The following is a 16,142-nucleotide window of genomic DNA, read 5'->3' as shown; positions in this document are numbered from 1 at the left end:
TGTTCTATTCCTTTTTCTGTAAAACACTGAAGCCACCATTTAGAAGGTGAATGTCCTTTTTGGCCTCTTTAATATCTGCATTGATCATATCCTGTATCAATTCATCAAACGAAGTTTTGGGTATCCAACCAAGCTCCTTTCTGGCCTTTGTTGCATCTCCATGAAGCAGGTCAACTTCTGTGGGACGAAAATATCGTTTATCTACTTCAACAACTGTGTCCCCAGATTTAATATAAGAAGTAAATATTTCAGTATTATCATCCGAATTATTCAAAGAATTTTTTAGAACATCCGAATCAATGTTAGATATAATCCCTTTTTCATCTTCTTCATTTCCCTGCCATTCTATTGCTATGCCTACTTCATTAAACGTTTTTGTAACGAATTCGCGAACCGAATGTGTTTCCCCTGATGCTAATACATAATCATCAGGTTTATCCTGCTGCAAAATCAGCCACATTCCTTCAACATAATCTCTTGCATGTCCCCAATCCCTTTTAGTATTTAGATTCCCTAAATATAATTTTTTTTGCAAGCCTAGAATAATCCTTGCAACTGCTCTTGTGATCTTTCTGGTAACAAATGTTTCCCCGCGGATAGGACTTTCATGATTAAAAAGTATTCCATTGCATGCAAAAATGTTGTATGCCTCACGATAATTGACTGTGATCCAATAGGCATAAAGCTTAGCTGCCGCATATGGGCTGCGCGGATAGAATGGTGTTGTCTCCTTCTGGGGTGTCTCCTGAACCTTGCCATAAAGCTCAGAGGTTGAAGCCTGATAGAATCTTGTTTTGTCCTGAAGTTCTAATAGGCGTATTGCCTCCAATAAGCGGAGAGTTCCTATGCCATCAGCATTTGCTGTATATTCTGGGGTTTCAAAGGATACCTGCACATGAGACTGAGCTGCAAGATTGTAAATCTCATCAGGCTGAACCTCCTGAATGATTCTTATCAGATTTGTTGAATCTGTCATATCGCCATAATGCAGGAAAAATTTTACATCCTCTTCATGTGGATCTTTGTACATATGATCGATTCTATGTGTATTAAAAAGCGAACTCCTTCTCTTTATACCATGAACCTCATAGCCCTTGGATAATAATAGTTCTAAAAGATAAGCTCCATCCTGTCCTGTGACACCAGTAATCAGTGCTTTTTTATCCATCAAGCGCTCCAAATCGATTTCTTTTTATAATTAAATTGTTGAATTTTTGATAATGGTTTACTAATAAACATTAACGGATTATATTGTAAATTGTTAACTTTCCAAGCTTTATAACATTCTATATTAGCAATAATAATATTCTTAATATTTCTATTGCTTGTTCCACCAATTCGCATCTTTACAAGAGTCTCTGGTATATAACAGGTTGATACGTTACATTTTTCTAAAAACCTGAGCATTAATTCATAATCTGCAGCAATCTTAAATTCAAGATTGAAATTACCAAATTTTTCATATATATTTTTTCTTACAAAAAATGTAGGATGAGGAGGATGCCACCCTCTCTTAAAAATACCATTGTAATAATTGTCAGAATGCCAGTTTCTGATAATTTTGTCATTATCATTTTTATCAAAATATATTAGATCACCATAACAGCTATTTGATTTATTGGATTCAATTGTATTGACAACTTTTTCAATAACAGAAGCATCTAAGTATAAATCATCTGAATTTAGAAATCCAATCAAGTCTCCCGTAGCAAACCCAATTCCCTTATTCATCGCATCATAAATTCCATTATCAGGTTCGCTGATAAACTTTGAAATCTTTTTGCCATATGATTTTATAATTTCAACCGTTCCATCATTAGAATTGCCGTCAATGATTATATATTCAATATTTTCATAAGTTTGGGTCAGAACAGATTCTATAGTATCTTGAATTGTATCCTGACCATTATATACTACTGTGATTATTGTAACTTTCATGGGTAGATTAACTTGAATTTAATATAAAATAATAATTGCCATAGATAATCTATATTGTCAATCTAATTACAGGTATGAAAATTGTTTCATATCTATTTTCAATTAAATTCTAATAGCAAGTGGTAATAAACACAGATTAATGATAAATATCAGTATATATCTAATACCGGAATGCTATTTTGTATTATTTAGCTATTTGGAGATATTGAAAAGCTCATATATATTTTAATTGCTTTTTTCCACTAGTGTTTTAGAAACTAACAAAGAATAATTCGACACTATTTTTAATGATGTTTTGAACTATTTTTTTCAGGATTATTTTTTAAATTTCTATTTCTCTAATTCTCTTTTAGAAAAACAATTCCAAAAGCAATAACAATGTTTTCATTAATATCAAAAACTAAAATCCCAGCTCTTTATTCGCTTTTATTTGCAATATTTTTTGCACTAATGTTTCACCCACATTGGTTGACTCGTAAGATACTTAGTGGTGATGATGCCTCATATATATCTCACGCTTTTACAATCGGTTTAGACTTTGACATGAATTATTCTAATGAGATAGCGCAGAAATTGATTGGAAACAAAAATATTGCCATAGGTTCTATTGGTAGTGGAATATTGGCTGCTCCATTATGTTCTGAAAAGTTATGTGCAAAGACACAGATCAATGTGTTTGGTAAGTTGGAAAATTCCAGTGGCAATGGATATATGTTAGACCTACCTGGTGAAGTGATCAATCCAAATGCATGGAAATATATCCTTATTCAAAGGTATTTAGGATTTATGATAAGAAAAATTGTTGTCCATACAAACACTGAAAAATATTTTATAAAGGGTTTATCGAAAATCGATAAAGAACATACTATCAATATGCCAATTGCCTTATTCATACAAACATCGATTTTATTGTTATTCTGGCTCTTGAGTGGTTTCTATTTTGGGAAATTAGTAATAGATTTACACATAAAAAAACGAGATACATCATTACATTAATATTAGATAATTTATAAACTAATTTATATCTTTTATGCTAAAACTATGTATGACAGTAAAATAAGATAGCATGTTAAAATTATGAAAGAACCGATGAAAAAAAAAATAACAAATACTGTCATTAGAATAATGATATTATTAACAATTCTTTCAATTTCATTGAATCTTTCTTCAATTTTTTTAAACTTCCCAAGTAAAAGATATACAACCTCAATGTTTGGATTACGAATTAATAATTATTACTCACCTTTTTCAACAAGTGGTAACGGACATATTGGTTTTTTAGGCATAGAGTTTAGAAAATATTTAGACCAAAAGATGTCTAGTGTTACTTTAATAATACCATCAGACAATCAAAGAAGGAAATCTGATTCATATTTTTTTAGACATTTTAAGACTTGTCTTCTTGATCTATACATTTACCCAGGTAAGCATCTTACTGAAGATTCATATAAATATAATTTAACATACACTGAATTTAACAGACTCTTGAAAAGAAGATTAAGAAAAAAAAAATTTAGTAACAGAAGGATTATTCTATATTTTCTTCATAAGAAAAATAACATTCGACCGATTGATTATTATTTATTTGCTTATTACGATAATGTGACAAAATGGAATCATGTTTTTATAATGCCTTTTAAAAAATTAACTAATTGAGATTTACATTGAATGAATTTAATCAGATAGTCTTATTATCAACAATTTGGTTTACTGGCTTATTTATTTTAATTCCCTTCTTTCATCGAATTGGAATCACATTATCAGGTTTTTTAAGTTTTTTTATTGGTCTAGTTATTTGGGTACAGGGTTTACTGCTCAGCCTTTATTGTTTTAATTCTGTAAAGCTTTCAACAATAGCTATTTTTATCATATTATTATCAATTCCTTTATACATAACACAATTTAAGAACCTGAAGAAATTTGACGTAAAGGATATTAGAAAGCTGTTTCCTCTGTTGTGTCTTGCACTCTTGATCTTCATTTTTACATCATATGTATCAAAGTACTTATATTTTACTCCTGATTCACAAGATTATGATGGATTGGGACGTTTGCTTTTCCATGAAGGACTATTTATTGAAAAGGGAACTTGTTTCGAAATCTGGTTGTCACAATATTATTCTATTTTTTTATCCTCTCTTTTAGCAATTGGTCATCTATTTAATGTTAAAATGTTATATTCAATCTTTCCAACAACATCAATAATGTTTACTCTACTTTTTTATTTTCTGATTAACAAAGAAGTTAACTTTATTTCAAGAAATACTTACTCCAAAATTTTTTTTAATACATTTTTATTATTACTTTTATGTTTACCATGGATGTACGTTATTCATTCATTTTATTTAAATGGCAATTTGTTGACAGGTATATTTTTTTCATTATCAACCTTCATGTTTTATTTGGCAATTATAAATAAAAACCAAATTTTTATATTATTAGGTTTCATTTTTTCATCACAATTGTTTCTATTAAGAATCGAAATGGCTTTTTTTAGTATAATTCCAATATTTTTATTTGTAATTCTCTTTGAAGAACCAATTGAGCGAAAATGGATATTATTCATTTTGTTTTTAATCATTGGTTATCAATGGTATACATTTATGTTTTTATTCAATGAATATAAATTAAGTTATTTATTTAATTATAATAATTCACTAAATAGTGCAGGAAATTATTATCTGTATACTCAATGTTTGGTATTATCTATATTGTGTTATATCTTAATAAATTTGAAAATAACGCAAAATATAATTAAAAAATATCAAAATTCAATTTTTTTTTCATTGGTAATTATTGTTTCTATAATATTAGTAATCTTTTTTTCAAAGGAATTCACAGAATCACTTAAAAATTTATTGAAACTAATGTTTTATAATGATTTCGGTGGATGGGGTATACACTGGTATTTAATATTAATTGCAATTCCCATTAGCTTAATTTTCATTTTTAACGATAAAAGTGTAAGATTTCTATTGTATAGTATTTTAATATTCTTTTGGTTCCGTCTAATATTATATACAATCGCGCCTTCCATAGCTGATGATAACTGTTGGGGTAGTGGCAATAGAATGTTATTGCATATTTTTCCTGTTTCAGTATTCTTTTTTATTGTCATTTTATCTAGGATCATAGAGTTTTATAAAAATAAATATTTGATTTATTGAGGAGAATGTCCCACTCAATGTTATAAATTGAATAAAAAATTTATAGTTACATGCTATTGTAGAGGATTGACTTATTTAACAAATTTGAAATAATAATTCTTGACATTGTAACATTTATTGTATATAAAAATCAATCATTATGGGGAAATTAGATTTATTAGGTGAATTTTTATTAAATTGGAGAATTAAAGTTGTTTTACCATATATTCACGGACGCTTAATGGATATTGGTTGTGGAACAAACAAACTTGTCAAACAATATGGTAATGGTATAGGTGTTGATGTCTATCAATTTGGAGGTGCAGATCTAATATTAAAAGATACAAGTAAAATTCCATATGATAATGAATCCTTTGACACAATTACCATTATAGCTTCATTAAATCACATACCCAATCGAGAAGAAGTATTAAAAGAGATCCATCGCATTCTAAAAAGAGATGGAAGATTGATTATAACTATGATTTCACCTCGAATTTCAAAATTTTGGCATTTAATCCGTTCACCCTGGGACAAAGACCAAAAAGAAAGGGGTATGAATGAAGGTGAAGTATATGGGATGACTAAAAAAAATATTATTAATTTAATTGAACAGTGCGGATTTATAATTAAAAAAGAATTAAGATTTATGCTTTTTATCAATCGATTAACATTAGCAGGAAAGATATAAATGTGTGGGATATTTGGATTAATAAGAACTGGAAAATCAGAATTTCCTCAATCGAAAATTCAACCTATAGTTAATAATTTATTTAGATTATCTGAATCACGTGGAAAAGAAGCAGCAGGTATTGCTATATCCTCTAATAACTCGATACAAGTTTTTAAACAACCTATTCCTGCTTCACAGTTAATAAAAAAAAAGGAATATCAAGAGTTATTTTATAATATTAATAAAGAAAATGAGTCATTGAATAATGTCCATCCAATAGCAATAATTGGACATACTCGATTAGTAACTAATGGCTCTATGGAGTTAAATATTAATAATCAACCAATTATTAAAGATGGAATGGTAGGTGTACATAATGGAATTATTGTTAACGATGATGAACTCTGGGAAAATAATTCGAATATAGAAAAGCATTACGATATAGATACAGAAGTTATTGTGAGTTTAATAAGTAAATTTTTAAAAGAAACAAAATCATTAGAAGAATCAATAAAGAAAACATTCAGTTTAATTAATGGTTCAGCATCAATTTCTATTCTATTTAACAATTCCAATAATTTGTTACTTGCTACAAATACTGGTTCTTTATATATATCTTTTAGTAAAAATAAAAGTATTTGTGTTTTTGCTTCTGAAATATTTATAATAAAAAATATAATAAAAAAATTTTTAAAGAATATATTCCATTTTAATGAAATATCACAAATTAAACCGAATCATGGATGTATAATTAATATTAGCAGTTTGGTAACTAATACATTCTCATTTAATGAGAATAAATGTCTTGTAGATAGAAATTATTCTAATAAATCTACTTCTAAAATTGTTGACCTTTCGCATTTTAATAACACTAAATCTTTGCAGACAAAAAAGAAAACAACGAAACGGAATAACTTCATATCATCATATCTGGACCAATTCCATCAAAAAGAATCCGTTATTGATTCATTAAAACGTTGCTCAAGATGCATTTTACCTGAATCAATGCCATTGATAAAGTTTAATGACCAAGGCATTTGTAATTATTGCACAAGTTATAATAGGATTGAACTTAAGGGTGAGAATGCTCTGAAAGAACTTGTTTCAAAATACAAAAAAAATAATGAGAAACCTGATTGTCTAGTTGCACTAAGCGGTGGGAGAGATTCCAGTTATGGATTATATTACATAAAAGAAATTCTAGGAATGAATCCAGTTGCTTATTCCTATGATTGGGGTATGATCACTGATCTAGGACGAAGAAACCAGGCAAGAATGTGTGGAAATTTAGGTGTTGAACATATAATAATTTCAGCAGATATAAAGAAAAAAAGAGAAAATATTAGAAAAAATGTTTTAGCATGGTTACAAAAGCCAGATTTAGGTACTGTTCCATTGTTTATGGCAGGTGATAAGCAGTACTTTTATTATGCCAATCAGTTAATGAAAAAAATAGATGTTAATCTGATATTAATGTGTGAAAATATCTTGGAAAGAACCCATTTTAAACATGGTTTTTGTAATGTTAAACACAATCGTTCTGATAAACCTCCATATTTTTTAGGAGTAGGGGATAAGTTTAAGTTAGCCACCTATTATGGAAAACAATTCTTAAAAAATAAATCATACATAAATAGTTCAATTCTTGATACTATCTCTGGTTATTTTTCATACTATGTAATACCTCATAATTATCTATATTTATTTCAATATGTTAAATGGGATGAGACTGAAATAAATACAAAATTGATCAGTGAATTTGATTGGGAGATTGCAACTGACACAAAAAGTACTTGGAGAATAGGAGATGGAACAGCATCATTTTACAATTATATATATTATACAATTGCAGGTTTTTCTGAAAATGACACCTTTCGCAGTAATCAAATAAGAGAAAACCTTATTTCAAGAGAAGAAGCATTAAGCCTTACTCGATTAGATAATAGACCTAGATTTGATTCAATTCAATGGTATTGTGATACAATTGGCATTGATTTTGATGAAACAATAAAAATAATAAATTCGATACCATCTATCTACTGAATATAAAATGAAAATTATACTAATCAATCCACCTATATCAAATGTTATTGACCCAAGCTTGCCTGAAATTCTATTAAAAGAAGAAGATCCAATGCCTCCTTTAGGTCTTATGTATCTTGCAGCATATTTGCAAAATAACTCTGAGCATGAAGTTAAAATCATAGATTGCCAAATTGAAAAATTAGATTTTACTGATCTTCGCGATAGACTTATTCATGAACAGCCTGATGCAGTTGGCATTACAACAATGACATTTACTTTGCTTGATGTGCTTGATGTAGTGCATCAAGTAAAATCAATTGATGAAAATATTAAAGTCATTTTAGGCGGACCACACGTACATCTTTATCCTGAGGAGACTATCAATCTTAAGGGTGTTGATTATTTAGTTTTAGGAGAGGGTGAAGAAATATTGAGAGAATTATTAGATAATATTGCTAGTTCAGAAAAAATGTCTCAAATTAAAGGAATTGTTTTTAAAGATACCAACAATAATGTTATAAATACAGGTTACAGAGAATTAAATGTTAATCTTGATGCTCTTCCAATGCCAGCTCGTCATTTGACACCATACAAACAGTATAAATCAAGCATGGCAAAAAAATTTCCTGTTACAACTATGTTCACAAGTCGTGGATGTCCATACAAATGTCTGTTTTGTGATCGTCCTCACATGGGAAAATATTTCAGACCTCGCTCAGCTCAAAATGTAGTAGATGAAATGGAAGAGTGCCAAAATATGGGCATTCAGGAGATATTTATTTATGATGACACTTTTGGTGTGGATCGTCAGCGTGTTTTGGATATCTGTTCTGAAATAATAAAGAGAAAATTATTTATCTCATGGGATATTAGAACGAGAGTAAACACAGTCGATGCTGAGATATTAAAGAATTTAAAAAATGCTGGCTGTAAAAGAATTCATTATGGAGTTGAGGCAGGAACGCAACATATTATAAATATTCTTCGTAAGGGTATTACAGTAGAAATGGCAAACGAAGCATTTAGGTTAACAAGGAAGCATGGCATTCAAACTTTAGGATATTTTATGATTGGTTCTCCTACAGAAACTAAAAAAGATATATTAATTACTATTAAATTAGCAAGAAAATTAAATCCAGATTATGCTCATTTTTCTATAACTACTCCATATCCAGGTACAGCTCTATATGAACTTGGATTAGAAAATGGAATTTATGCAAATGATTATTGGAGAGATTTTGCGAGAAATCCAAATAAAAATTTTAATCCAAAGATTTGGGATGAAATTTTAAGTAGAGAAGAATTGATTGGACTACTAAAAAAAGCATACCAGTCATTTTATTTGCGACCAACTTATATAATCAAACGTTTGAAAGAGGTATCATCATTTAAAGAGCTAGTAAATAAAGCTAGTATGGGATTAAATATTTTCAAAATCTAAATATTTTAACAATCTTAATAACAATTTATTACTATTTTTCAACAGTCATTTGTACAGACTTTATCCACCAAGCAATTCCTCCGAAAAAACCATTTCCAATTAAAAAAGTAAAAAGGATTAATAAGGAATAAGAGACAGCATATTCTGAGTTAATGCTTAACATTGAGAATAGATAGATCAATACAGCATCACGTGTACCAATCCCACCAATAGAAATAGGTATTAAGCTAATAAGATTAGAAATACTCATAAAAAGAGTTATTGTTAAAAAATCGATATTTAGTTGCAAGCTTATAACTAAGAAATAACATTGGAGAAAAAAGAATAAATATGCAAAAACTGTTAAGATCAGTTGAAATACTATGTTAGGTGCAATAAGTTGATCTACACCTTGATAAAATTCATTAAAACTGGTTTCAATTTTCTCTTTATAAGCTTTATTTGAAATTGATCTGTATAAAAAATTAACAATTTTTTTCATGAATCGTTTGTTATAAATTAGAATGGGTAATGCAATAATTGTACAATCTAAAATAAAAAAAATGTATGAAACTTTTCCTAATAGTTTAAAGTACCAAAATCCAAAATTACCTATTATTAAAAGAAAATATAGATCAAACAATCTATCGCCAATGACGCTTGACATCCCTTTACTGATTGAAATATTCAGATCATTTTTTAAAAAATAAGCTTTCACAAATTCGCCAATTCTTCCAGGAGTAACAATACCAATGAAAATACTACTCGCGTACACGATAATTGAACTAAAAGAAGAGTAATATATATTTTGATTTGAAAGCATCATCTTCCAACGATAAGCTTTAATTAGTATCATTGGAATGTTTAATAAAATTGCTAAAATAAGATAGTTAAATGATATTTTTTGTAAAATATTTATTGATTTGGAAAAATCGATCTGATTAACTATAAATATGAATATTACTATTCCTACTAGGTGAAACCATGTGCTTTTGTGATATCTTCTTTTTGAGTGGGGAAAAGTATTGTTTTTCACTTTATAAGTATTTGAAAGAGTATTAATAATACTAATCGGATAGTTTTCTTATTTGAGAAAGCTGATCTGCAATTAAACCAAAAAAGAAAATGTTTAAGCCAGAAAGGGAAACAAATATACCTGCTTTCGGAAATGACATATAAAGAGCAATCCCAACAATTGAATAAATTAAGCCCAGCAATAATAATGCTAATCCAACTGGAGCAAATACTTTCAGAGGATTGAACATCATAATAATTCTAAGAAGCAATAGCATTGTCTTAGCACCATCCCTGATTTTAACTTGACTTTCTCCTTCTGATCTTTTTTTTATATCAATTGGTATAAAATCTATGTTATATGCAGCTTTTATGAATGCTAAAGTCATTGTGGATGTAATTGAAAAAGTGTTTGGATAAAGGTGTAGAAATTCAAGAAATTTGCTCTTTCGAAATGCACGAAATCCTGAATTCAAATCTGGTATTTTTTTTTCGACTAAAAATTCTGCTGTCCTTTGTAGAACCCATTTGCCCAGATTTCGTCTTTTGGGACTTGCTTTACCTCCTCGATCTCCAATAACCATATCAAATTCATTCATTCTTTCAACAATAGTAAGTACATCATCAACAGAATGCTGTCCATCTGCATCCATCAATACTATTATATCAGTGTTTGCTGAGCGTACACCTGTTTTTATTGCAGCTCCATAACCCTTATTATAAGGATGATTAATAATCTTGACTTTTAGATTATTTTTTTCTTTTTGAAAGTCTTCCAATATCTCTCTGGTTTTATCAGTTGAGCCATCATTAATAAAAATTAATTCAAAACTATTAAAGTCAGAATCTTTTATAAAATTATTGATAATTTCAGGTAATGTCTTTTCTTCATTGTACGCTGGTATAATGAGTGAATACTTCATAATAATTTCCTCAATTGTCACATATCTTGCTGACTTCCCTATTTGTTTTTATCATAAATTGAAATAATAATATTAAAATACACAATATAAATAATTGAATACTTAATAACACATTAATTTTAATAAATGTTATACTAGAAAATTTTATAAAATGAAATTTTTCGATTGAAGTTATTTTTTCATTGCTTTAACACAAATATCTCCAGTAAGAAGCGAAGGATACAATCCCCTTATTTTTCCAAATAATCCACAGCCTGTAACCTCTAATATTTTAAATCCACAATCTTCGAGCAAATTACAAAATGTCTTTTCTGTAAAGTAATGCAGATGACCACTGTCCCATCCTGTTTCTTTCCAATTGTATGGAGATCCAGTAACAGGTAATCTCCCTAAAAGTAGACAAAACCTTTGTTTTATATATGCGATATTTGGCACATCAGCAATAAAAATTCCACCGTTTTTTATTATTCTGTAAATTTCATTAACTATTGAGTAAGGATCAAAAATATGCTCAATTACTGCAATACAAGTTACTGCATCAAACATATTATCTTGAAAATCAATTTTTTCATTAATGTTTGAAACAAAAAAATATGAGTTATTTATTTTCCTAGCTTCTGCCTCTTTTTTTGCTTTATTTATTTTTGAGTCTACAATATCGATTCCATAAATATGATTATATTTTGATTTTGCTTTGAATAATAACGATCCAGTACCACAACCAATATCAAGAAAATTTTCACCTTTTTCTAGAAGGTTCAATGCTAAATCTTCACGGTGAAGATCATATTTCTTAAATAATTTTCTTAATATAGGGAATGATATATAATTCTTAAGTTTTGCTTCCTGAATTTCATATAGTTCTTTTTCATTTATCATTTTTATTACTTTTATTGATATTGAAGATTATAAATTGACTTATTAAACTTTTTTACCTAATGATTTTTTGTATAATTTTTCAACTTGTTGCACAATTGAATCCCATGTATATTTTTCTTTAACTAATTTATAAGCATTTTCACTCTTTATTAGATAATCATTTGTGTCATTTATTAGTTTGTTTAATGCTTCAATTAATTCTTTTTCGTCAAATTGAATAATAATACCACAGTTATACCTTTCAATATCATTTATATTACATTTATCAGTTATTACTACAGGCTTTTTAAAGGAGCATGCTTCTAATACAACAATTGGCATTCCTTCAAATCTAGATGTTAATGCAAGGATTTTGCATTCATTGAAAGCTGCGATTTTTTCATCACCATAGATAGAACCTATAAAATGAACTTTATGCTCAATTCTTTGTCTTTTAACAATAGTTTTTAATTCATGTAAATAATTTTCATCTGGTCCAGCAATTACTAAATCTGTATTACCTATTTCTGACTTTGCAAAACCTTGGATTAAGAGATCTATTCCTTTTACTCTATTTATTCGCCCTAAAAAGAAGATATAATCATTTTTTATATTAAATTTATCTTTAAAATTTACTCTTTGAATATCTTTATGAATTGTTACACCATTTGGAATTTTTACTATTTTTGTTTTGTTTATACCAAAATCCAGAGCATCCTTATATTCTTCATCAGTAAGAACATGTACAAAATTTGATTTTTTCAATATATTTCCAAAAAGGAGGTCATATATCTTCTTTTTTTTAAAACTTTTCATTGCAATTACAATGAAACCATGAGTTGTGATGATGTAAGGTTTTTTAAATATTCGAGTTAGAATCAGTACTATAACATTATTCAATGTTCTATATTCATGAAGATGTAGAATGTCGAATTTATTTATATTTTTTATTAACCATAACCAACCTTTAATTGAAATATATAAATGTTTACGCCAAGCAAGTTTATTTGAAATATTATTGAAATAATTTACTTTTATTCCATCTATAACAGACTCTTTTTCACGAATTACATTTTTTTCATCGAAAAGATTTGAAGTATAGATTGTGACCTCATGCCCATGATCAACCAACTGTTTAGAAATATTATAAGCAACTGGCACTGGCCCACCATATGAACTGCAGGGATAAAAAGCATTAATTATTTGTAGAACTTTTAATGTCAAAATTAGTTGGATTATTAGTTATTGATTATTATTTTTTGTGTAATATATAAAATACGGAAGTTGGTCTGATTTTTTTTAGACTATTATTTGCATGATAGATATAATTCCAAGTAAATAGCCAACATAACACATTATCAAGTAGAATTACAAATGTTGAGTTATATACAGGCCTTTTTGTAATATATGTTAAGCGATTAGTAAGTGAAAACATACACATCTGCTCTTTAATAATTTCAAAACCTACTGAAATAATCATATTTCTAAAGAGGGAAAGAGGTATACCTCTTTCCCTCTTTGTTAATCCTTTTCTAGGCTTGTTCCAATCACCCATTGAAACAATTGGTTCCCTGATAAGAGCATAACCATCTTTCTTTAGGCATCTATGAATCTCATTAACAATTTTACTAACATTAGGAATATGATGTAAAGTTCCAAAACATGTTATTAAATCAAACGAATTATTAGGAAATGGGAATTTACCGTCAATCCTTGGCTTAACATAATCTACCTTAACATCATTAATATCTTTGGTAACAAATCCTTGGGATGGTTCTAATATTGTGAATTGATCAACAAATTTAGAAATTTGAATAAATTCATCACCATATGCACTTCCAATTCCAAGTACATGAGAAAAATGTCTTCTAGGTAAAAATCGATATCCCTTTCTGTAGTTTAAAGCATGATAACAATATTGATATTTTTTTTCGTCTTTTGAAACTAGTTTGAAATAACCTTTCTCTTCATCTTTAAACCAGTTCTCAATATCTACAAGATCAAAGTCATCTCCATATAATTTTTTGCCATCTAAATATTTATGATAATTATTATCATAAATCATCATTTTACCTCACTTAATGAAACATTCAACATTTATGTTGAATTAATTTCTTTTATAATCTAATCTAAATGATAAATAAGGTTTCCTGGAAAAGTCGAAAATTGACTTATACGGCTAACCTTAACCATTTATAAAGTTTAAATTGTCTCAATAGAATTTGAGTAAAAAGAAGCCTTAGCTTCCTTTCAAGATTCATCATCAGGATGATAATTCCTATAACTGCTTCATTTGTTTTAGGAATCTTTGCCATTTTTCTGGACAATCCATAATGTCTCTTGCCTTCTTCAATTTTGCCTTCAATAGCTATTCGTTCTCTTAAATCTTGTTTTTCCTCTTTTAGACCTTCAGTCGGCTTAACTGTTTTGGGGGAACGACCAAGAGTTGGTCCTGAAATCCGTATTCCATGTTCTTTGCAAAATGCTATGTTATGCCTCGTCCGATATATATTATCTACCTGTATTGCTTCAGGATAACAACCGTAACGTTCTTTGTATTGTTCAATATGATCTATATCAATGAAATATTGTAAATATGGATTCTCTTGTATCTGATTTACTATCTCCTCATCTGTAAATCCACAACGCTCTTTTATTATCAATGATCCGAGTGCCATCCTTAATGGTTTGGCTGGCGCTCCCATCTGTTTTGAAAATCTATCTGAATATAACTTTTCTATCTCTTCTCATGGAATCAGCTTTGTAAGCATTACCCACCTTTTGTCACTTCTGAGCTTACCTCCAAAGGGAAGATAAAAGTCTTCGAATTCGAGTTGTTCCAATGATTTCTTTCGGTACAACTTTTACTCCATGTGCAAGGATTATACGCTTATTCTTACATTTTCCTTGCATATTAAGCAAGCATTATGCCACGAAAACTCTCAAATATTCAGTACTTTTGACTTTTTCAGGAAGCCTTAATTATGGGACATGTTCATTTGATGTAGTTTATTGAATTAATAATTCCCATAGCTTCATTCTCGATATTAATATGTTTTATCAATTTTAGTGACTCTTTACCCATCTTTGTGATTAATCCTTTATTGGAAATAATTATGTTAATTTTTTCTGCAATAGCAACGCTCGACTTGCTTTCAACAATAAATCCATTTAAACCATTTTTAATCAGGTCATATGATCCACCGACTTTGTCTGTAGATATAATAGGCAATTCAAATATCATTGCTTCGTTTAACACAAGTCCCCAAACCTCCCTCCATGACGGCAAAACAAAAATACTTGAAGCATATAATATTTCACATATCTCTTCTGTTGACCTGTTTCCAAAAAATAATACACCCTCAATTTTTTCATTAATACATTTGGATTTTAGCTCGTTTAATAATGGACCATCTCCAATAATAGCCAAACTGATATCCCTATGCTTTTCTTGCAATATTTGATAAGCTTCTATTAGGTAATCAACTCCTTTAAGTGGCACTAATCTTCCGCAAAAACAGATAATTATATTATTAGTAAGTTTATACTTCTTTCTGATATCCTCTTTATTCAGATTTTGTTTAATTTTAAAATATTTATCATTATCAATACTGTTAAAAGCATAGAAGATACTCTCCTCATGAGCTCCAAGTTCTATTCCATACTCTTTAGCTTTTGTGCCATATGCAATAAAAGCATCACTAGTTTTAATTATAATTTTTTTAACAAATGTGAAAATTTTTCTTTTTAAGGATCTTTCAAACACAGTGTTTGACAACCAGATAATATTTTTTGTTTTTCTTCTAAATTTTGAATATAACCATCCCATATGATCGGCAAATGAACTATACATACCAATTATTATATCAGGTTTCTGTTTTATTAATTTGTATATAATTGAAGGATTAAAATGATAGGTAAACAAATCACTACCAAAGAACGATAATTGATATCCTTTTAGTATTTCATAATTGAATTTAATCTCCTTATCATCAATTTCCCAAGATCTGAATTTCTCTCTTTCAGCAAAGAAATATACAAGAAAATCAATATTTTTATCTTGGCTAATCACATTGTATAATGGAACTCTGTATGGTGCTATTATATTTGTTAGTAGTATTACTTTTTTTTTCTTCATTAAAATC

Annotated in this window: 13 protein-coding genes and 1 pseudogene; 5 read left to right on the top strand and 9 right to left on the bottom strand. The window is 28.6% G+C overall.

The genetic code is table 11. From position 1 onward, the window contains the following. Positions 1-4: 4 nt before the first annotated feature. Positions 5-1,168, bottom strand: coding sequence for a GDP-mannose 4,6-dehydratase (gmd, locus tag SVZ03_09975; protein MDY6934533.1), 1,164 nt, complete (start codon positions 1,166-1,168; stop codon positions 5-7). Next, entirely contained in the window at positions 1,168-1,938 is a 771-nt protein-coding gene (locus SVZ03_09970; GenBank protein ID MDY6934532.1) for a glycosyltransferase family 2 protein, read from the bottom strand. Before SVZ03_09970 ends, gmd begins: the two co-directional genes overlap by 1 nt. A gap of 378 nt (positions 1,939-2,316) precedes the next feature. On the opposite strand from SVZ03_09970, the gene SVZ03_09965 reads away from it, so the two are divergent. The 5 genes from SVZ03_09965 (at position 2,317) to SVZ03_09945 (ending at position 9,223) form a co-directional block, all read left to right on the top strand. After that, entirely contained in the window at positions 2,317-2,934 is a 618-nt protein-coding gene (locus SVZ03_09965; protein MDY6934531.1) for a hypothetical protein, read from the top strand. A gap of 81 nt (positions 2,935-3,015) precedes the next feature. Next, positions 3,016-3,594, top strand: coding sequence for a hypothetical protein (locus tag SVZ03_09960; protein ID MDY6934530.1), 579 nt, complete (start codon positions 3,016-3,018; stop codon positions 3,592-3,594). Positions 3,595-5,244: 1,650 nt separating this feature from the next. Next, complete coding sequence (locus tag SVZ03_09955) at positions 5,245-5,775, top strand: methyltransferase domain-containing protein (protein ID MDY6934529.1); 531 nt, start codon at positions 5,245-5,247, stop codon at positions 5,773-5,775. Beyond that, positions 5,776-7,800, top strand: a complete 2,025-nt coding sequence (locus tag SVZ03_09950) for a hypothetical protein (protein MDY6934528.1) — start codon at positions 5,776-5,778, stop codon at positions 7,798-7,800. Positions 7,801-7,807: 7 nt separating this feature from the next. Beyond that, a complete protein-coding gene (locus SVZ03_09945) occupies positions 7,808-9,223 on the top strand; it encodes a radical SAM protein (protein MDY6934527.1) in 1,416 nt (471 codons plus the stop codon). A gap of 31 nt (positions 9,224-9,254) precedes the next feature. On the opposite strand, the gene SVZ03_09940 is transcribed toward SVZ03_09945, so the two are convergent. The 7 genes and pseudogenes from SVZ03_09940 to SVZ03_09910 form a co-directional block, all read right to left on the bottom strand. Then, positions 9,255-10,238, bottom strand: a complete 984-nt coding sequence (locus SVZ03_09940) for a lysylphosphatidylglycerol synthase transmembrane domain-containing protein (protein MDY6934526.1) — start codon at positions 10,236-10,238, stop codon at positions 9,255-9,257. Positions 10,239-10,269: 31 nt separating this feature from the next. Next, positions 10,270-11,139, bottom strand: a complete 870-nt coding sequence (locus tag SVZ03_09935; GenBank protein ID MDY6934525.1) for a glycosyltransferase family 2 protein — start codon at positions 11,137-11,139, stop codon at positions 10,270-10,272. Positions 11,140-11,310: 171 nt separating this feature from the next. Then, positions 11,311-12,018, bottom strand: coding sequence for a class I SAM-dependent methyltransferase (locus SVZ03_09930; protein ID MDY6934524.1), 708 nt, complete (start codon positions 12,016-12,018; stop codon positions 11,311-11,313). Positions 12,019-12,060: 42 nt separating this feature from the next. Continuing rightward, entirely contained in the window at positions 12,061-13,158 is a 1,098-nt protein-coding gene (locus SVZ03_09925) for a glycosyltransferase (protein ID MDY6934523.1), read from the bottom strand. A 91-nt stretch (positions 13,159-13,249) separates the two neighbouring features. Next, positions 13,250-14,065: a class I SAM-dependent methyltransferase gene (locus SVZ03_09920; protein ID MDY6934522.1), complete on the bottom strand. Its 816-nt coding sequence runs from the start codon at positions 14,063-14,065 to the stop codon at positions 13,250-13,252. A 103-nt stretch (positions 14,066-14,168) separates the two neighbouring features. Continuing rightward, positions 14,169-14,858: pseudogene (locus SVZ03_09915) on the bottom strand (transposase). Positions 14,859-14,992: 134 nt separating this feature from the next. Then, the gene (locus tag SVZ03_09910; GenBank protein ID MDY6934521.1) at positions 14,993-16,135 is read right to left on the bottom strand and encodes a glycosyltransferase; all 1,143 of its coding nucleotides are present in this window, start codon (positions 16,133-16,135) and stop codon (positions 14,993-14,995) included. Positions 16,136-16,142 lie beyond the last annotated feature (7 nt).

The sequence above is a fragment of the Spirochaetota bacterium genome (assembly GCA_034190085.1).
In the GTDB taxonomy this organism is placed as follows: domain Bacteria; phylum Spirochaetota; class UBA4802; order UBA4802; family JAFGDQ01; genus JAXHTS01.
This window is presented reverse-complemented; position numbering and strand designations above follow the sequence as displayed.